Here is a 17,504-nt window from a genome sequence, read left to right as displayed (position 1 = left end):
TTACTTGTCTGGGCCTACCTTTTGGCAACGTGCACTTCGTTGTTTAAACCGCCGGCTGAAAACCGTTGGCGAATGACCTTTGCGATGCCCGTGCGCGCCAGCGCAGTGCAGGCGCCTGGCCCCGTCACTCCGGGGCTGGAGTGACGTAGTGGGCGCAGGCTAGTGTCGCGACCGCCTCAGGCCTGCGTGTAGGCGGTCTTCACCGTGGTGTAGAACTCGGCCGCGTAGCGCCCTTGCTCGCGCGGGCCGTAGCTGCTGCCCTTGCGGCCACCGAATGGTACGTGGTAGTCCACGCCCGCTGTGGGCAGGTTCACCATCACCATGCCGGCTTGCGCGTGGCGCTTGAAGTGCGTGGCGTGCTTGAGGCTGGTGGTGGCGATGCCGCTGGCCAGACCGAAGAGCGTGTCGTTGGCCAGGGCCAGCGCCTCTTCGTAGTTCTTCACGCGCTGCACGCTCACCACGGGGCCGAAGATCTCTTCGCGGTTGATGCGCATGCCGGGCGTGGTCTCGGTGAACAGGGCGGGGCGCAGGTAGTAGCCGGGCGCGCCGTCGGCGTTCTTCTCCAGCGCTTCGCCCCCGTAGGCGAGCTTGGCGCCTTCCTGCTGGCCGATGGCGATGTATTCCAGGTCTTGTGCGAGCTGGCGGTCGTCCACCACGGGGCCGATGTCGGTGCCGGCCTTGCGGGCGTCGTCCACCTTCAGGGTCTTCATCTTTTCGACCATGGCGGCCACGAAGCGGTCGTGGATGCCCTCGGTCACGATCACGCGACTGCTGGCGGTGCAGCGCTGGCCGGTGGAGAAGAAGCCGCTATTGATGGCCGCGCCCACGGCCACATTCAGGTCCGCGTCGTCCAGCACCACAAACGGGTTCTTGCCGCCCATCTCCAGCTGTACCTTGGCGCCGCGCGGCACGCACGCGGCGGCCACGCGCTGGCCCGTGCCGACGGAGCCGGTAAAGCTCACGCCCGCAATGCGCTCGTCTTCGAGCAGCACGGCGCCCACGTCTGAACCGCGACCCATCACCAGGTTGAATACACCGGCGGGCAGGCCCGCGCGGTGCAGGATGTCGGCCAGCGCCCAGGCAGAGCCCGGCACCACCTCTGCGGGCTTGAACACCACCGTGTTGCCGTACGCGAGGGCGGGGGCGATCTTCCAGGCCGGGATGGCGATGGGGAAGTTCCACGGCGTGATGATGCCGATGGTGCCCAGCGGCTCGCGTGTGATCTCGATGCCCACGCCGGGGCGCACGGACGGGATCATCTCGCCGCCAGGGCGCAGCGCCTCGCCCGCGAAGAACTTGAAGATGGCCGCCGCGCGGCCCACTTCGCCGATGGCTTCGGGCAGGGTCTTGCCTTCTTCGCGGGCCAGCAGGTCGCCCAACTCTGCCTTGCGGGCAATGATCTCGTTGCCCACCGCGTCGAGGATGTCAAAGCGCTGCTGGGGCGTGGACAGGCTCCAGGCCGGGAAGGCCGCGTGTGCTGCGGCCACGGCGTCGAGTGCCTGCTCGCGGCTGGCCACGGCGTAGTCGCCGATCACGTCGCGCGTGTCGGAGGGGTTGGTGTTCTGGTACGTGCGGACGCCTTCGGTCCAGTTGCCGGCGATCAGGTTTGCGTGCATGGCGGTGGTGGTGTGAAAGGGTGGGTGGTTGAAGAAAGTCGGATCAAAGCCCAGGGGCCAGGACGGCGTGGCCGAGAGCGCTGTCCGCTGCGGGCGGCGCCCATCCAGGCCACTTGGGGTACCAATGCGGGGCAATAGTGGATTTGTTGTATGTCATCGTACAACATAAGCGCATCCATGGGTACTTCGGGTAACTACTCATGGGATCACTCCCAGCCGCCTGGGCCCGATGGGCCTGTCTGGCGCATCAGACCCGCAGGGTGACAGGTCGACGCGCAGGGTGGACGGCATCGCCGGGTCCTCCGGTCTTCAGCCGGCCTCTGCCTGCGCGCGCCGCCTGCGTTCGCGGCTGTTGGCCAGGTGGGTGCGCATGGCAGCGCGGGCGGCGTCGGGGTCCTGGCCCACGATGGCGTCGTAGATGCTTTCGTGCTCGCCATTCACCCGGCGCAGGTACTGCCTGCGCTCGTCATTGGGGGCCTCCACCGAATCCAGCCGCGCGCGCGGAATGATCATGCTGCCCAGCGTGCCCATCAGCTCGGCAAAGTGGCTGTTCTGCGTGGCGCGCGCGATCTCCAGGTGAAACTGAAAGTCCGCCGCCACCGCGTCGCGCCCGGCGTCCACGGCCGCTGCCACGGCGTCCAGCGCCTCGCGCATCGTCTTGAGGTTGGCGGGGGTGCGGCGCTGCGCTGCCAGCGCAGCGGCTTCGGTTTCTACGCCGATGCGCAGCTCCAGCACCGCAATCACATCGCGCAGGGTGCTGAACTGGTCGGGGGTGATCTTGAAGCCAGGGGCCTGCCCGAGGCCCAGCACAAACGTGCCGATGCCATGCCGTGTCTCCACCAGGCCGGACGCCTGCAGCTTGGAAATGGCCTCGCGCACCACCGTGCGGCTGACGTTGAACTCGGCCATGATCGCGGCCTCGGTGGGCAGCTTGTCGCCCAGTGCCAGGCGCCCGTCGCGGATGCGGTCACCCAGGGAGTCCACCAGCTCCAGGGCCAGGGTGCGGGGCTTGCGGCGTGGGGCAATGTCGGTGCTCATGTCTCGGTGTTATCCCTATGTGTTGGACGGGTTGAAAGGAGTACATTGCCTCCTCGTTGTATGACAACTGATGACGTTCAACCACTTGTAACGCCACTGTACCAAGAACCTCCGCAAAAGCCATGCCCTGTCACCCGACACCGATCCGTTTTCAACGCTTGTTATTGACCGGGGCCGCTGGCGGACTGGGGCGTGAATTGCGCACGCGCCTGAAGGCGTACTGCACCACCTTGCGCCTGTCCGACATCGCCGACCTGGGCAACGAGGCGCCGGGCGAAGAACTGCGCCCCGCGCGGCTGGAAGACGCCAGTGCCATGTTGCCGCTGCTCGAAGGGGTGGACGCCGTGGTGCACCTGGGGGGCGTGTCCACCGAGCAGCCCTGGGACCCCATCCTGCAGGCCAACATCGTGGGGGCGTACAACCTCTATGAGGCCGTTCGCAAGCAAGGCGTCAAGCGCGTGGTGTTTGCCAGCTCCAACCATGTGACCGGCTTTTACCGCCAGGACGAAGTGGTGGGCCTGCGCGACCCGGCACGGCCCGATGGCCTGTATGGCCTGTCCAAGGCGTTTGGCGAGGACCTCTCGCGCTTTTACTTTGACCGCTACGGCATCGAAACCGTGTGCCTGCGCATCGGCTCCTCCTTCCCCGAGCCGCGCAACCGCCGCATGTTGGCCACCTGGATGAGCTACGACGACCTGGAGCGCCTGGTGGTGGCCAGCCTCACGGCGCCGGTGGTGGGTCACAGCATCATCTATGGCATGGGCGACAACACCACCACCTGGTGGGACAACACACTCGCCCGCCACATCGGCTACCGCCCGCAAGACAGCTCCGAGCCCTTCCGCGCCAAGGTGGAGGCCGCAGACCCGCAGCCCGACCTGACAGACCCGGCCGTGATCTTCCAGGGCGGGCCGTTTGTGCGCACCGGTCCGTTCGAGTGAGCGAGCCGATGGAACTCTTGCTGCCTCACCACCAGGACCAGGTGGGCGAAAGCCCGCTGTGGAGCCCTGCCGAGCAGGCGCTGTACTGGGTCGACATTGAAGGCCGCGCGCTGCGCCGCCTGCGCTGGGCCGATCGGCAACTGATGAGCTGGACGACCCCTGAGCGGCTGGCCTGTATTGCGCTGCATGCGAGCGGTGGGCTCATCGCCGGCATGGACACCGGCGTCTTCCACCTGCAGCCTGCCGACGACGGCACTTTGGTCTGCACCCTTATCTCTGCCGTGCAGCACCCGCAAGCCGGCATGCGCTTCAACGACGGCCGCTGTGACCGCCAGGGGCGCTTCTGGGCTGGCACCATGGTGCGCGACATGTCGCTGGCCCAGCCTGCGGGCGGCCTGTACCGGCAGGATGCCCGCGGCCTCTCGGCGCCGCAGGTGCAGAGCCTGGTCACCCAGAACGGCCTTGCCTTCAGCCCCGATGGCGCCACCATGTACCTCAGCGACAGCCACCCCAGTGTGCAGAAAATCTGGTCGCTGGACCTGCACGACGACGGCAGCCTGGGGCCGCGCCGCGAGTTCGTGGACATGCGCGAACTGCCGGGCCGGCCCGACGGCGCTGCCATCGACACCGACGGCTGCTACTGGATCTGCGCCAACGATGCAGGCCTGGTGCATCGCTTCACGCCATCGGGCGTGCTGGACCGCTCGCTGGCCGTGCAGGTCAGCAAGCCCTCGATGTGCAGCTTTGGCGGGCCCGACATGGACCTGCTGTTCATCACCTCCATCCGCCCCGGCCAGCCGCAGGGCAACGATACAGCCCACGGCGGCGCGGTCTTCGTGACCCGCCCGGGCGCCCAAGGGCTCGCAGAAGCCCCGTACCAGAGCGCGTGAGCGCAGCGCGCCAACCCCATTCAACCCAGGAGACAAAGCACCATGAACGTTCCACACCTCTTTGGCCGCGTGGCCATCGCCGCCGGCATCCTGCTTGGCAGCCTGGCCGCGCAGGCCACCGAGTTCCGCTCGTCCGACATCCACCCCGAGGACTATCCCACCGTGCTGGCCGTGCGCCACATGGGCGAGACGCTGTCCAAGGCCACCGGCGGCAAGCACAGCATCAAGGTGTACGCCAAGGGCTCGCTCGGCATCGAGAAGGACACCATCGAGCAGACCAAACTGGGCGCCATCGCCATGACGCGCGTGAACGTCGCGCCCATGAACAACATCTGTCCTGCCACCATGGTGCCCACCATGCCGTTTCTGTTCCGCGACAAGGAGCACATGCGCAAGGTGCTGGACGGCGCCATCGGCGACGAGATCCTGAAGGACTGCGAATCGCAGGGCTTTGTGGGCCTGGCGTTCTATGACTCCGGCGCACGCTCGATCTACACCGTCAAGAAGCCCATCAAGACCCTGGCCGACGTGAAGGGCCTGAAGGTGCGTGTGCAACAGAGCGACCTGTGGGTTTCGCTGCTCGAAGCCATGGGCGCCAACGCCACCCCCATGCCCTTTGGTGAGGTCTACACCGCACTCAAGACGGGCCTGGTGGATGCCGCCGAGAACAACTACCCCAGCTACGAAAGCTCGCGCCACTTCGAAGTGGCCAAGTACTTCAACAAGACCGAGCACTCCATGGCGCCCGAGATCCTGCTGTTCAGCAAGCGCGTGTGGGACAAGCTGAGCGCCGACGAGCAAAAGGCGATCCGAGCAGCCGCCAAGGAGTCGGTGGTGTACATGCGCAAGCTCTGGGACGAGCGGGAGGAGAAGTCGCTGGCCGTCGTCAAGGCTGGTGGCGCTGACATCGTGGAAGTGGACAAGGCGCCCTTCAAGGCGGCCATGAAGCCGGTGTACGACAAGTTCCTGAAGGACCCCAAGCTCCAGGACATGGTCAAGCGCATCGACGCGGTCCAGTGACCCTGGCCATCCCTGCCGCAGGGCCCGACGCCCGGCGGCAGGTTTCTTTGTTTGTCTTCTGAATGTTCCTTCTATGTACACGCGACTCTGTGCCTTCATCGCGCGCACCTGCCTGAAGCTTGGCGTGGGGGGGCTTGTCCTCCTGGTGTGCGCCGTGCTCTACCAGGTCATCGGCCGCTACATCTTCAACGACACCCCCACCTGGGCCGAGAGCGGTGCCGTGCTGCTGGTGCTGTACGTGACCATGCTGGGCATGGCCGTGGGCGTGCGTGATGCGGGCCACATCGGCCTCGAATCCTTCCTGGTGCTGGCGCCCGACTGGCTGCGCACCAAGCTCGAGTTGCTGATCCACGCCCTGGTGCTGCTGTTCGGCATCGTCATGGCCTGGAACTGCGGTGTGCTGGCTGAATCCGTGGCGCCCTACAAGATTCCCACGCTGGGCATCTCCGAAGCCTTCAAGTACGTGCCGCCCGCCATGGCCGGCGTGCTGGTAGCCATGTTCTCGCTGGAACACATCATCGCCATCCTGCGTGGCGTTGAAGTCGAGCCTGCCTGGCACTAAAGAGACTGGGAATCGCTTGTCCATGCCCGCCTTGCACGCCAAAACGCACCGGCTCGTCGTTGCAAATGCTCGCCATAGCGCTGGCTATGGCTGCGCTTTGCGCCTAGATCCGGAGCGTTGTGGCGCGCCTTTCGGGCACGGCCAAGGAATTCCCAGCCTCTAAGCCCGCTCCTTAAACGTCTTCATAAAAATTCCATCACCATCATGGCGTTGACCATCCTGTGCGTGAGCTTCACGCTGCTGCTGCTGCTGGGCGTGCCCGTGGCGTTCTCGATCGGCCTGTCCTCGCTGGCCACCATCCTGTACGAAGGCCTGCCGCTGGCCGTGGGCTTCCAGCAGATGATTTCGGGCATGAACCCGTTCTCGTTCCTGGCGATCCCGTTCTTCATCTTCGCGGGCGAGATCATGATGTATGGCGGCATTGCCGACCGCATCGTCAACTTTGCCAAGAGCGTGGCGGGCCATGTGCGTGGCGGCCTGGGCATGAGCAATGTGCTGGCCTGCACGCTGTTTGGCGGCGTCTCGGGCTCGCCGGTGGCCGACGTGTCGGCCATGGGCGCGGTGCTCATTCCGCAGATGAAGAAAGAGGGCTACCACGCCGACTACGCGGTGAACGTGACCACGCACGCCTCGCTGGTAGGCGCGCTCATGCCCACGTCGCACAACCTGATCATCTTCACGCTGGCTGCTGGTGGCAAGGTGAGCATTGCGGCGCTGATCCTCGCGGGCATCGTGCCGGCCCTGCTGCTGACCATCTGCAATCTCGCAGCCGCCTACTTCGTAGCCGTCAAGCGCGGCTACCCCGCTGGCACCTTCCCGGGCTGGGAGATTGTGTGGATCTCGTTCCGCGCCTCGGTGCCCGGCCTGGCGGTGGTGGTCATCATCATCGCGGGCATTTTGTCGGGGGCGTTCACCGCTACCGAGTCGGCGTCGGTGGCGGTGCTGTGGGCGTTGATTCTTTCGGTCTTCGTCTACAAAAAGCTCACGCGCGAGCAGTTCCTCAAGGCCGCGTCCAAGGCCGTCAAGACCACGGGCACGGTGCTGCTGCTCATTGGCATCTCGTCCATGTTCGGCTACCTCATCGGCCTGTACGGCGTGGCTGAGCTCACCGGTGATGCGCTCAAGTCCATGAGCACCTCGCCCTGGGTGATCTTCCTGTCGGTGAACATCATCCTGTTCGTGCTGGGCACCTTTCTCGACATGGCGGCCACCATCCTCATCTGCACGCCCATCTTTTTGCCCATCTGCCAGCAGTTCGGCATGAGTACCGAGCAGTTCGGCATCGTCATGCTCATCAACTGCGCTCTGGGCCTGAACACGCCACCCGTGGGCACCACCCAGTTCATCGGCTGCACCATCGGGGGCGTGTCGGTGGGTGAGGTGATGAAGACCATCTGGCCGTTCTACAGTGCGCTCATCGTGGCGCTGATGCTGGTGACCTATGTGCCCCAGTTTTCGATGTGGCTGCCGGACCTGGTGCTGAAAGGAGGCACCCCCTGAGCCGCTTCGCGTCTTCCCCCTCTCCTTCGGGAGGAGGACGCACCCAGTGGCCTGGCGAAGCCAGTTCCACGGGTGCACTGGCTTGCGCTCCGCCGATTTTGCCGGCCGCTGACGGCGCCTTGCGCCATGGAACACTGAGATGAGCAGTCCTTTGACCATCCGCATGCATGCGGAAGACAACGTCGCCATCGTCGCCAACGACGGTGGCCTGCCTGCAGGCACCCTGCTGCCAGCCGATGTGCCGGGCGCAGGCATCACGCTGCGCGACAAGGTGCCGCAGGGCCACAAGGTGGCGCTGGCAGACATCCCTGAAGGCGGCGTGGTGCGCCGCTACAACGTGCCCATCGGCTATGCGCTCAAAGACATCGCAGCCGGCAGCTGGGTACACGAGCGCCTGCTGCAGATGCCCTCGGCCCGAGCGCTCGAAGGCCTGCCCATGGCCACCGTGAAGCCCCCGGTGCTCGAACCCCTCACGGGCTACTCCTTCGAGGGTTATCGCAATGCCGATGGCTCGGTGGGCACGCGCAACATTTTGGCCATCACCACCACCGTGCAGTGCGTGGCCGGCGTGGTGGCGCAGGCCGTGCGCCGCATCAAGGCCGAGCTGCTGCCTCTGTACCCCCATGTGGATGACGTGATCGGCCTGGAGCACACCTATGGCTGCGGCGTGGCCATTGATGCACCCGACGCCATCATCCCCATCCGCACGCTGCGCAACATCAGCCTCAACCCCAACTTTGGGGGCGAGGTCATGGTGGTGAGCCTGGGCTGCGAAAAGCTTCAGCCCGACCGCCTTCTGCCCCCGGGCAGCTTCCCCATCACCGACGAGCGCGATGCGGCTCTGGGCCCCGAGACGGTGTGCCTGCAGGCCGACGAACATGTGGGCTTCATGTCCATGCTCGACCACATTGTGCAAAGCGCGCGTCCCCACCTGGAGCGCCTGAACGCGCGCCGCCGCGAGACCATCCCCGCCAGCGAGCTGGTGCTGGGTGTGCAGTGCGGTGGCAGCGATGCGTTCTCCGGCGTCACCGCCAACCCGGCCGTGGGCTTCTGCGCCGACCTGCTGGTGCGCGCGGGCGCCACGGTGATGTTCAGCGAGAACACCGAGGTGCGCGACGCCGTGGAGCAGCTCACCAGCCGCGCAGCCACGCCCGAAGTGGCCGAATCCATCGTGCGGGAGCTGGGCTGGTACGACCGCTATCTGGACCGGGGTCGTGTGGACCGCGCGGCCAACACCACGCCCGGCAACAAGGCGGGCGGGCTGTCGAACATTGCCGAGAAGGCCATGGGCTCCATCATCAAGAGCGGCAGCGCGCCCATTGCTCACGTGCTGGCCCCGGGCGAGAAGCTGCGCCGCGACCAGCGCGGCCTGGTGTACGCCGCGACGCCCGCGAGCGACTTCATCTGCGGCACGCTGCAGCTGGCTGCGGGCATGAACCTGCACGTGTTCACCACGGGCCGGGGCACGCCCTACGGCCTGGCCGAATGCCCGGTGGTCAAGGTGGCCACGCGCACTGACCTGGCGCGCCGCTGGCACGACCTCATGGACATCAATGCCGGCAAGATCGCTGATGGCGAGGCCACCATCGAAGACCTGGGCTGGGAGATGTTCCACCTGCTGCTCGACGTGGCCAGCGGCCGCAAGAAGACCTGGGCCGAGCAATGGCAGCTGCACAACGCGCTGGTGCTTTTCAACCCGGCGCCGGTGACCTGAAGTTTTAGGGGCTATGGCCCCTTTTGTTTCCCCTCCAACAGCCCTTGCCTGCAAGGGCTGTTGTCCTTGAAAGACCGTTTCTCATGGGTCACACCCGTTTTTCCGACCGCAAGGTCGTGGTGGCGCTGGCGCTGCTGTGCTGCCTGCTCTGGGGCAGCTCGTACCCCGCCATCAAGACCGGCTATGCCTGGTTCGGCATCTCACGCAATGACATCCCCACGCAGCTCGTATTCGCAGGCTGGCGGTTTCTGGGGGCCGGGCTGATCCTGCTGGCCTGGGCCATGGCCACGCGCAAGGCCATCTGGGGCCTGGGGCCCGGGGCAGGGCGCCAGCTGGTGGTGCTGGGCTTGGCGCAGACCACGCTGCAGTACGTGTTCTTCTACGTGGGCCTGGCGCATACCACGGGCGTCAAGGGCTCCATCATGAATGCCACGGGCACCTTCTTCAGCGTGCTGCTGGCGCACTGGGTCTACCACAACGACCGCCTGAGCCACGCCAAGCTCTGGGGCTGCCTGGTGGGCTTTGCGGGCGTGATGGTGGTGAACCTGGGGCGTGGCACGCTGGACCTGGACTTCACGCTGCTGGGCGAAGGCTTCGTTGTCATCGCCGCCTTGGTGCTGGCCGCCGCCAGCATCTACGGCAAGCAGGTGTCGCAGCGCATGGACTCGGTGGTGATGACGGGCTGGCAACTGGGCCTGGGCGGTGTGGCGCTGCTGGCCATCGGCGGGGCGCTGGGGGGGGCGCTCACAGGCTTCACATCAGGCTCGACCGTGCTGCTGGTGTATCTGGCGCTGCTGTCGTCGGCCGCTTTTTCGCTGTGGAGCATTTTGCTCAAGCACAACCGGGTGAGTCAGGTCACGGTGTTCAACTTCACCGTGCCGGTCTTCGGCGCGGCGCTGTCGGCGCTGTTTTTGGGCGAAGCGCTGTGGGAGTGGAAAAACCTGCTGGCCCTGGTGCTGGTGTGTGTGGGCATCTGGCTCGTCACGCGTGATACGGCCAGTGCCACCAAATAGACTCGGCGCATGGCTTTCACACTTTCCCGCGAAGCGTTTCAACAAGAGCTGCACGGCCAGCGCACGGACCTGTTCACCCTGCGCAGCCCCGGCGGCCTTCAGGTGGCCGTGAGCAACTATGGCGCCCGCCTGGTGCAGGTGGCGGTGCCCGACGGTCAAGGTGGCCTGGCCGATGTGGCGCTGGGCTACGACAGCCTGCAGGGCTACCTGGAAGGCCAGCTCTCCATGGGCGCACTCATTGGCCGCTGGGCGGGGCGGCTGCGTGCCGGCACGCTGACCCTGCCTGACGGATCGCACCGGCAATTGCCCACCAACAGCGGGCCACACCACCACCATGGCGGGCCGCGCGGCAGCCGCTTTCAGGTGTTTGCGGTGGAGCAGGTACAGGCTGATGCACTTACCCTGAGCCACACCTTCCGCACCGAAGACGACGGGGTGCCAGGCACGGTGCGCGTGCGGCTCCACCTGCAGGTCACGGCCGACAACGCGCTGCACATGGCCTGGACGGCCGAGGTGCTGGATGCGCCCACGGTGCTCAACCTCACCGGGCATGCGTTCTTTAACCTGGCAGGCCAGGGCAGCACCCACGGCCACACCCTGCAGGTGCCCGCCAGCCGCTACGTGCCATTGGCCGCTGATGTGTGCCCCACCGGCGCGCTAGCGGCCGTGCAGGGCACGCCGTTCGACTTCCGCCAGCCCCGCCGTGTGGCGGATGCCATCGCAACACCCCATGAGCAGCTGGCTGTGGCGGGCGGGCTGGACCACTACCTGGTGCTGGACGAACAGGCTCCGCCCCTTGCCCCTCCGTCGTCATCCATCACGCCACCGGGCTTGCGCCTGGCTGCGCTGCTGAGCGAGCCGGTGAGCCGCCGCGCGATGGAGGTCTGGAGCACCGCCCCTGGCGTGCAGGTGTATGCAGGCCACGGCCTCAAGGCCGACCCCGCCCGGGACCTGGGGCGTGGTGCGGGGCAGGGCGGCTGGCTGTGGCAGCCGGGCGACGGTATCTGCCTGGAGCCCATGGAGTACCCCGATGCGCCCAACCACACAGGCTTTCCGGTGCGCTGGTGGCAGCCGGGCGAGGTGGTGCGGGGCGCCATCGTGTACCGCTTCGTCAGTCGTTGAAGGCCCGTAGTGGGGTGGCATGGGAGGCCCGTGCCGCGCTACCATGCCGCCTGGCTTTTAACCAAGGTGGCTCATGCACATGTCCAACGCCCCCAGCACCCAGTGGAAAGAAGTGGTGGCACCCGATGAAGCGCAGCGCTTTGCGGGCTACGCGCGCCAGTTTGCCGAGCTGCAGGCACGCAAGTCGCAAAAATATGGCAACGGACGGGGCCTGCACCGCAAGCAGCTTACGGCCGCGTATGGCCGCCTGGAGGTGCTGGGCGATCTGCCCGCGTTTGCCGCCCAGGGCTTGTTCGCGCGGCCGGTGCAGTACGACGTGCGGGTGCGGCTGAGCAACGGCGGCATGGACAAGGCGGCGGACCACAAGCCCGACATCCGGGGCTTTGCGATCAGTGTGCGGGGCGTGCAGGGCGACTCCGCGTTGGGCAACGGGCCCGCCAAAAGCCAGGACTTTCTGCTCATCAACCAGGAAAAGTTTGCCTTCCCACAAAGCGCCGAGTTTGTGGATTTTGTGGTCGCTGCGTCGCACGGCGGCGGTGCGTTGATCAAGTTTTTGGTGCAGCGCCACGGCTTGCTGGGAGCGGCCCGGCAGATCGCCAAGACGGTCAAGACCTTTGGGCGGCCCTTTGGCGGCTTTGCATCGCATCCCATGTTCAGCGCTGCGCCCCTTGCGTGTGGGCCCTATGCCGTGCGTGTGCGCCTGGTGCCCCATGCGTCTAACGGTGCGCCCGTCAGGCAGGTGCAGCACGACTGGGATGCCGAATTCTCCGGCCGCCTGCGCCAGCAAGACCTGCAGTGGGACCTGCAACTGCAGCCGTTTGTGGACGAGGCCACCACCCCGATTGAAGATGCCAGCGTGGACTGGCCCACGCCCTACACCACCGTGGCCCGGCTCACCCTGCCACGGCAGGATCCCGCCGCCGATGCAGCCCTGGCCGCCGAGGTGGAAGCCGCTGTGTTCGACCCTTGGCAGGCGCTGGCTGCGCATCGGCCCCTGGGCGACGTGATGCGGGCCCGCAAGGTGGTGTATTTCGAGAGCCAGAAAGGCCGTGGCGCCGCGTGACCTGCGGTGGGCTGCAACCGGGGCGCTTCGTGAGGAGGCTCTCACATGACTCAGAAAAGCAAACAGGGACTTTGAACAGCTTCTAAGTTTCGTCTAAGTGTTGGTGCCCACACTGCCCTCCATCGCAACTCCGATTGGAAAGGCATCACACCATGAACACAACAACGCTGACCTCCACCCCCCGCCGCCTCATCCTGGCCCTGGTGGCCGCCGGTGCGGTGGGTGCGACGGGCGCAGGCCTCATCACCGGGCACCAGGCCCGCGCGCTGACCCCGCCCCCCGCCATCGTGGCCCAGACGCCCGCCGCCCCTGGCGGGGCCTTGCCCAGCTTCGCGCAGATCACCGCGCAGAACGGCCCGGCAGTGGTCAACATCAGCGTGACAGGCAGCACCAAGGCCGCGATGGCCGATGACGACGGCGAAGACGAAGGCCAGCCCGCCGCGCGCCAGGGCCGGGCGCCGCAGATGGACCCGAACGATCCGTTCTACCAGTTCTTCCGCCAGTTCGGCTTTCCGGGCGGCATGGGCCCGCAGGCCCAGCCCAACGTGCCCACGCACGGCCAGGGCTCGGGCTTCATCGTCAGCCCCGATGGCCTGGTGCTGACCAACGCCCACGTGGTCAAGGGTGCCAGCGAAGTCATCGTCAAGCTCACGGACCGCCGCGAGTTCCGCGCCAAGGTGCTGGGCTCCGACCCCAAGACCGACGTGGCCGTGCTCAAGATCGACGCCAAGAACCTGCCCACCGTGCGCCTGGGCAGCACCCGTGACCTGCAAGTGGGCGAATGGGTGCTGGCCATCGGCTCGCCCTTTGGCTTTGAAAACAGCGTGACGGCCGGCGTGGTCAGTGCCAAGGGCCGCTCGCTGCCCGACGACAGCCTGGTGCCCTTCATTCAGACCGACGTGGCGGTGAACCCCGGCAACTCGGGCGGGCCGCTGTTCAATGCGCGCGGCGAGGTGGTGGGCATCAACTCGCAGATCTACAGCCGCTCGGGTGGCTACCAGGGGGTGTCGTTCTCCATCCCCATCGAGCTGGCCGCCAAGATCAAGGACCAAATCGTTGCCACCGGCAAGGTGCGCCACGCGCAACTGGGCGTGGCGGTGCAGGAGGTGAACCAGGCGTTTGCCGAGTCGTTCAACCTCGACAAGCCCGAAGGCGCGCTGGTGGCCAGCGTCAGCAAGGGCAGCCCGGCCGAGAAGGCCGGCCTGCAGGCGGGCGACGTGATCCGCCAGGTGGACGGCCAGCCCATCGTGGCCTCGGGCGACCTGCCCGCCTGGGTGGGCCAGGCGCAGCCGGGCCAGCAGGCCAAGCTGTCGGTGTGGCGCCAGGGCAAGCCGCTGGAGCTGACCGCCACTTTGGGTGACGCCAGCGACAAGGCGATCAAGCAGGCGCGCAACGACGATGCGGTGGGCAAGGGCCAACTGGGCCTGTCGCTGCGCCCGCTGGACCCGCAGGAGCGGCGCGCGGCGGGCTTGAATGAAGGCCTGGTCATCGAGCAGGCACGCGGCCCCGCCGCTGCGGCCGGTGTGCAGCCGGGCGACGTGCTGCTGGCCATCAACGGTGCGCCCATCAAGGACATCACGCAGGTGCGTGCCGCCATGGCCAAGGCGGGCAAGTCGGTGGCGCTGCTGATTGAGCGCGACGGCGACAAGATCTTTGTGCCTGTGCGCCTGGGCTGACCCATGGCCTGCGCCCGCCGTCGGTTGGTATCCTGCGGCGGGCGCTGCGCATCAGCGCGGCAGGGGCTCCACTTCCTTCGTCCAGCGGTCGATCAGGCGGCGGCGTTCGGCGGCCTTGCCGTATTTCTCGAAGTCGTATTTGATGAGCTTCACGTTGTCCAGCGTCGGGATGCGCGGGTCCATCTTGAAGGTCTTGTTGGCGGGCACCTGGTAGCTGCCCACCTGCGCGCCCACGGCCTGGCCTTCGGGGCTCATCAGCCAGTCGTAGTACTTTTTGGCGTTGTCCATGTTGCGCGCGCCCTTGACCAGCGCAATGCCGCCCACCTCGTAGCTGGTGCCTTCACAAGGCGCCTGTGTTTTCACCGGGTACTTGTCGGCCTTCCATTTTTCAAAGTTGAACATGAAGGTGATGCCCACACCCACCTCGCCCTTGGCCACGTTGGGCGCCTGCGCCTGGCCGCTGCGGGTGTAGGTGGTGGTGTTCTTGTGCAGCGCCTTGAGGTATTCGAACGCCTTGTCTTCGCCCATCAGTTGCACCAGCCCCGCAATCACGGTGTAGGCCGTGCCGCTGGAGGCGGGGTGCGAGATTTCGACCTCGCCCTTGTAGGCGGGCTTGATCACGTCGGACCAGCACTGGGGCTCGGGCAGCTTTTTCTTCTTGAGCGTTTCGGTGTTGTAGCCAAAGCCGATGGCCGAGCTGTAAAAGCCCCCCACCTGGTGGCCCGACATGGCGTACTGGCGCACGCTCCAGCTGTGCAGGTCGTGCAGATACGCGGGGCGGTATTCGGCCAGCAAGCCCTGCTCGGCCGCCTGCAAGAAGGGGTCGCCCGTGCCGCCCCACCAGATGTCGGTCTTGGGGTTGTTGGCCTCGGCGCGCAGCTGCGCGGCAATCTCGCCCGTGCCCTTGTGGGCCTGGTTCACCTTGATGCCGGTCTTGCGGGTGAACTCCTTGGCGGCTGCCTCGCACCAGGGCGCGTCGGTGCTGCACAGCGCGTTGACCACACCCTGCGCCTGGGCGCCCGTGGCAGACAGCGCGGCCAGCGCAACGGCTGCAGCAACGTGGTGGAGAGGGGGGAATGTGATTGGAATTGCCATCGGTCTTGCTCCTTGTGTGTTGTCGTAGTGGCCCGGCCCATGGGGCGGGCGGTGTGCGCGTGGCGCTTTCATTGTGACAGTGATGTGTCAAATTCAAGTCGTTCTGGCAGCCCGGTGCTGCGCCAGCGCCCATGCCGCCGCTATCCTTGGCAGCCTGCCCTTTTCCTGCATTCCTGACCGACCGATCTTTCTGCCCCCTTGCCATGCGCCTGCTGCTTGTTGAAGACGATTCCATGATCGGCGAAGCCGTGCTGGACCTGCTGCGCGCCGAGCAGTACGCGGTGGACTGGGCGCGCGATGGCGATGCGGCCGACACGGCCTTGCGCACCCAGGCGTACGACCTGGTGCTGCTGGACCTGGGCCTGCCCAAACGCGACGGCCTGGCCGTGCTGCGCGACCTGCGCGCCCGCAAGAACCGCACTCCGGTGCTGGTGGCCACCGCGCGCGATGCCGTGGCGCAGCGCATCGAGGGGCTGGATGCCGGGGCCGATGACTACGTGCTCAAGCCCTACGACCTGGACGAGCTGCTGGCCCGCATCCGCGCCCTGCTGCGCCGCGCAGCGGGCCGTGCCGAGCCGGTGTACGAGCACCAGGGCGTCAGCATCAACCCCGCCACGCGCGAGGTCACCGTGCGCGGCACACCGGTGGTGCTGTCGGGGCGCGAATGGGCGGTGCTGGAGCCACTCATTGCGCGGCCCGGCATGGTGCTGTCGCGCCAGCAGCTGGAGGACAAGCTCTACGGCTGGGGCGACGAGGTGAGCAGCAACGCGGTGGAGGTCTATATCCACGGCCTGCGCAAGAAGCTGGGGCCCGAGCTGGTGCTGAACGTGCGCGGTGTCGGGTATCTGGTACCGAAGATGTGATGGAAAAAATCTCACGCACCTTTCAGGCCCTGCTCCCGCGCTCGTTGCGCATGCGGCTGCTGATGTTCTTGCTCGCGGCCATCGTGCTGGCCGGGGCGGTGCAGGGTGCACTGGCCTACCGGGGCGCGTTGGAAGAGGCCGATGCGCTGTTCGACTACCACATGCAGCAAACCGCGCTGGCCCTGCGTTCGGGCCTGCCGGTGGATGCGCAGGGCCTTGGCCCCGGGCTGGACCCCGAGGACGAAAACCACGAATTCATCGTGCAGGTGTGGACCAACGAGGGCCTGCGCATTTTTGAATCCGCCGTGGGCGCCGCACTGCCGCAGATCGCCGTGCTGGGCTTCACCAACGTGCAGGCGCGTGGCGGCACCTACCGGGTGTTCTCCATGCAGACGCGCTCGCAGGTCATCCAGGTGGCGCAGAACATGGCCGCGCGGCGAGACATGGCCCGCAGCCTGGCGCTGCGCACGCTGGCGCCGCTGGCCATCATGGCGCCGCTGCTGGTGCTGGCCGTGTGGTGGGGCGTGAGCCGGTCGCTCGCGCCGGTGGAGCGCGTGCGCCGCCAGCTGGCACAGCGCCAGGCCGACGACCTCTCGCCGGTCAGCGATGCACAGCTGCCCGACGAGGTGCAGCCGCTGGTGAGCGAACTCAACCTGCTGTTCGAGCGTGTGCAGCACGCGTTCGAGGCCCAGCAGCACTTTGTGGCCGACGCCGCGCACGAGCTGCGCTCCCCCCTGGCCGCACTGCGCCTGCAACTGCAGGGCCTGCAGCGTGCGAGCGACGACGCCGCGCGGGCGGCCGCCGTCGAACGCCTGTCAGCCGGCATTGAGCGCGCCACGCGCCTGGTCGAGCAGCTGCTCACCCTGGCGCGGCAGGAGGCCAGCACGGCCGTGAATGACCCCGTGGACCTGCGCGCCACGGCGCAATTGGCGCTGGCCGACGTGGCCCCCGCCGCCCAGGCGCGCAGCATGGATGTGGGCCTGCTGGACTCTGACGCCGCCACGGTCACCGGCAACGCCGAGGCCCTGCGCATGCTGGCCCGCAACCTGCTGGACAACGCCATCAAATACAGCCCGCCTGGCGGCCAGGTGGACCTGCAGGTGCGCCGCGAGGGCGACCACGCCGTGCTCACTGTGGAAGACAGCGGCCCCGGCATCGCCCCCGAGCACCGCGAGCGTGCCATGCAGCGGTTTGTGCGCGTCACCGCCGACGGTGCCCCCGGCAGCGGCCTGGGCCTGGCCATCGTGCAGGCCATCGCACAGGGCCATGGCGCCGCTGTGGCGCTGGACAGCTCGCCGCGCCTGGGCGGCTTGCGGGTGGCCGTGCGGTTTGCGGCCGCCAAGCCTTGAGCTGTGTGATGAACTGTTTGCTATCGATTGCATAGCGTTTCA

15 protein-coding genes are annotated in these 17,504 nt (G+C 66.9%); 12 read left to right on the top strand and 3 right to left on the bottom strand.

Annotation, left to right across the window (positions count from 1 at the left end; translation table 11 throughout):
* Window positions 1–176: 176 nt before the first annotated feature.
* Entirely contained in the window at window positions 177–1,616 is a 1,440-nt protein-coding gene (locus ACODSU_RS20015; RefSeq protein ID WP_488844231.1) for an aldehyde dehydrogenase family protein, read from the bottom strand.
* A gap of 309 nt (window positions 1,617–1,925) precedes the next feature.
* The gene (locus tag ACODSU_RS20010) at window positions 1,926–2,654 is read right to left on the bottom strand and encodes a FadR/GntR family transcriptional regulator (RefSeq protein WP_015015564.1); all 729 of its coding nucleotides are present in this window, start codon (window positions 2,652–2,654) and stop codon (window positions 1,926–1,928) included.
* A 122-nt stretch (window positions 2,655–2,776) separates the two neighbouring features.
* Here ACODSU_RS20010 and ACODSU_RS20005 point away from each other — a divergent pair, with 122 nt between their 5' ends.
* From ACODSU_RS20005 to ACODSU_RS19960, 10 genes are all read left to right on the top strand, one after another.
* Window positions 2,777–3,595, top strand: a complete 819-nt coding sequence (locus tag ACODSU_RS20005) for an NAD-dependent epimerase/dehydratase family protein (RefSeq protein WP_488844229.1) — start codon at window positions 2,777–2,779, stop codon at window positions 3,593–3,595.
* An 8-nt stretch (window positions 3,596–3,603) separates the two neighbouring features.
* Window positions 3,604–4,485: an SMP-30/gluconolactonase/LRE family protein gene (locus ACODSU_RS20000; RefSeq protein WP_488844226.1), complete on the top strand. Its 882-nt coding sequence runs from the start codon at window positions 3,604–3,606 to the stop codon at window positions 4,483–4,485.
* 42 nt (window positions 4,486–4,527) lie between these two features.
* On the top strand, window positions 4,528–5,505 hold the full coding sequence (locus ACODSU_RS19995; protein WP_015015561.1) for a TRAP transporter substrate-binding protein: 978 nt from the start codon (window positions 4,528–4,530) through the stop codon (window positions 5,503–5,505).
* Between the two features lie 73 nt (window positions 5,506–5,578).
* On the top strand, window positions 5,579–6,067 hold the full coding sequence (locus ACODSU_RS19990) for a TRAP transporter small permease (RefSeq protein ID WP_015015560.1): 489 nt from the start codon (window positions 5,579–5,581) through the stop codon (window positions 6,065–6,067).
* Window positions 6,068–6,271: 204 nt separating this feature from the next.
* Window positions 6,272–7,567, top strand: a complete 1,296-nt coding sequence (locus ACODSU_RS19985; protein WP_060986924.1) for a TRAP transporter large permease — start codon at window positions 6,272–6,274, stop codon at window positions 7,565–7,567.
* A 139-nt stretch (window positions 7,568–7,706) separates the two neighbouring features.
* A complete protein-coding gene (gene garD, locus ACODSU_RS19980) occupies window positions 7,707–9,281 on the top strand; it encodes a galactarate dehydratase (protein WP_488844224.1) in 1,575 nt (524 codons plus the stop codon).
* 83 nt (window positions 9,282–9,364) lie between these two features.
* Complete coding sequence (locus ACODSU_RS19975) at window positions 9,365–10,294, top strand: DMT family transporter (RefSeq protein WP_488844222.1); 930 nt, start codon at window positions 9,365–9,367, stop codon at window positions 10,292–10,294.
* Window positions 10,295–10,303: 9 nt separating this feature from the next.
* Window positions 10,304–11,416, top strand: a complete 1,113-nt coding sequence (locus ACODSU_RS19970) for an aldose epimerase family protein (RefSeq protein ID WP_488844220.1) — start codon at window positions 10,304–10,306, stop codon at window positions 11,414–11,416.
* 79 nt (window positions 11,417–11,495) lie between these two features.
* On the top strand, window positions 11,496–12,479 hold the full coding sequence (locus ACODSU_RS19965; RefSeq protein ID WP_488844218.1) for a catalase family protein: 984 nt from the start codon (window positions 11,496–11,498) through the stop codon (window positions 12,477–12,479).
* A gap of 152 nt (window positions 12,480–12,631) precedes the next feature.
* Complete coding sequence (locus ACODSU_RS19960; RefSeq protein WP_488844216.1) at window positions 12,632–14,155, top strand: DegQ family serine endoprotease; 1,524 nt, start codon at window positions 12,632–12,634, stop codon at window positions 14,153–14,155.
* Between the two features lie 51 nt (window positions 14,156–14,206).
* Here the strand turns inward: ACODSU_RS19960 and ACODSU_RS19955 are convergent, their stop codons facing one another.
* Window positions 14,207–15,250, bottom strand: coding sequence for an ABC transporter substrate-binding protein (locus tag ACODSU_RS19955; protein WP_108624676.1), 1,044 nt, complete (start codon window positions 15,248–15,250; stop codon window positions 14,207–14,209).
* A 203-nt stretch (window positions 15,251–15,453) separates the two neighbouring features.
* Between ACODSU_RS19955 and ACODSU_RS19950 the strand changes: the two genes are divergently transcribed.
* Together ACODSU_RS19950 and ACODSU_RS19945 are read left to right on the top strand one after the other, a co-directional pair.
* Window positions 15,454–16,113 carry a response regulator transcription factor gene (locus ACODSU_RS19950; protein ID WP_015015552.1) on the top strand — a complete coding sequence of 220 codons (660 nt, stop codon included), beginning with the start codon at window positions 15,454–15,456 and terminating at the stop codon, window positions 16,111–16,113.
* On the top strand, window positions 16,113–17,462 hold the full coding sequence (locus ACODSU_RS19945) for an ATP-binding protein (protein WP_488844213.1): 1,350 nt from the start codon (window positions 16,113–16,115) through the stop codon (window positions 17,460–17,462). Before ACODSU_RS19950 ends, ACODSU_RS19945 begins: the two co-directional genes overlap by 1 nt.
* The last annotated feature ends 42 nt before the right edge of the window (window positions 17,463–17,504 follow it).

Source organism: Acidovorax sp. FG48 (assembly GCF_057809085.1).
The sequence above is the reverse complement of the archived record's forward strand: the minus strand, read 5'-3'. Positions and strand labels throughout refer to the sequence as shown.

What these genes read in the sequence shown, in the direction of transcription:
- ACODSU_RS20015 (WP_488844231.1), bottom strand. Translation starts at nt 1,616, where the DNA reads ATGCACGCAAACCTGATCGCCGGCAACTGGACCGAAGGCGTCCGCACG.
- ACODSU_RS20010 (WP_015015564.1), bottom strand. Translation starts at nt 2,654, where the DNA reads ATGAGCACCGACATTGCCCCACGCCGCAAGCCCCGCACCCTGGCCCTG.
- ACODSU_RS20005 (WP_488844229.1), top strand. Translation starts at nt 2,777, where the DNA reads ATGCCCTGTCACCCGACACCGATCCGTTTTCAACGCTTGTTATTGACC.
- ACODSU_RS20000 (WP_488844226.1), top strand. Translation starts at nt 3,604, where the DNA reads ATGGAACTCTTGCTGCCTCACCACCAGGACCAGGTGGGCGAAAGCCCG.
- ACODSU_RS19995 (WP_015015561.1), top strand. Translation starts at nt 4,528, where the DNA reads ATGAACGTTCCACACCTCTTTGGCCGCGTGGCCATCGCCGCCGGCATC.
- ACODSU_RS19990 (WP_015015560.1), top strand. Translation starts at nt 5,579, where the DNA reads ATGTACACGCGACTCTGTGCCTTCATCGCGCGCACCTGCCTGAAGCTT.
- ACODSU_RS19985 (WP_060986924.1), top strand. Translation starts at nt 6,272, where the DNA reads ATGGCGTTGACCATCCTGTGCGTGAGCTTCACGCTGCTGCTGCTGCTG.
- garD (WP_488844224.1), top strand. Translation starts at nt 7,707, where the DNA reads ATGAGCAGTCCTTTGACCATCCGCATGCATGCGGAAGACAACGTCGCC.
- ACODSU_RS19975 (WP_488844222.1), top strand. Translation starts at nt 9,365, where the DNA reads ATGGGTCACACCCGTTTTTCCGACCGCAAGGTCGTGGTGGCGCTGGCG.
- ACODSU_RS19970 (WP_488844220.1), top strand. Translation starts at nt 10,304, where the DNA reads ATGGCTTTCACACTTTCCCGCGAAGCGTTTCAACAAGAGCTGCACGGC.
- ACODSU_RS19965 (WP_488844218.1), top strand. Translation starts at nt 11,496, where the DNA reads ATGTCCAACGCCCCCAGCACCCAGTGGAAAGAAGTGGTGGCACCCGAT.
- ACODSU_RS19960 (WP_488844216.1), top strand. Translation starts at nt 12,632, where the DNA reads ATGAACACAACAACGCTGACCTCCACCCCCCGCCGCCTCATCCTGGCC.
- ACODSU_RS19955 (WP_108624676.1), bottom strand. Translation starts at nt 15,250, where the DNA reads ATGGCAATTCCAATCACATTCCCCCCTCTCCACCACGTTGCTGCAGCC.
- ACODSU_RS19950 (WP_015015552.1), top strand. Translation starts at nt 15,454, where the DNA reads ATGCGCCTGCTGCTTGTTGAAGACGATTCCATGATCGGCGAAGCCGTG.
- ACODSU_RS19945 (WP_488844213.1), top strand. Translation starts at nt 16,113, where the DNA reads ATGGAAAAAATCTCACGCACCTTTCAGGCCCTGCTCCCGCGCTCGTTG.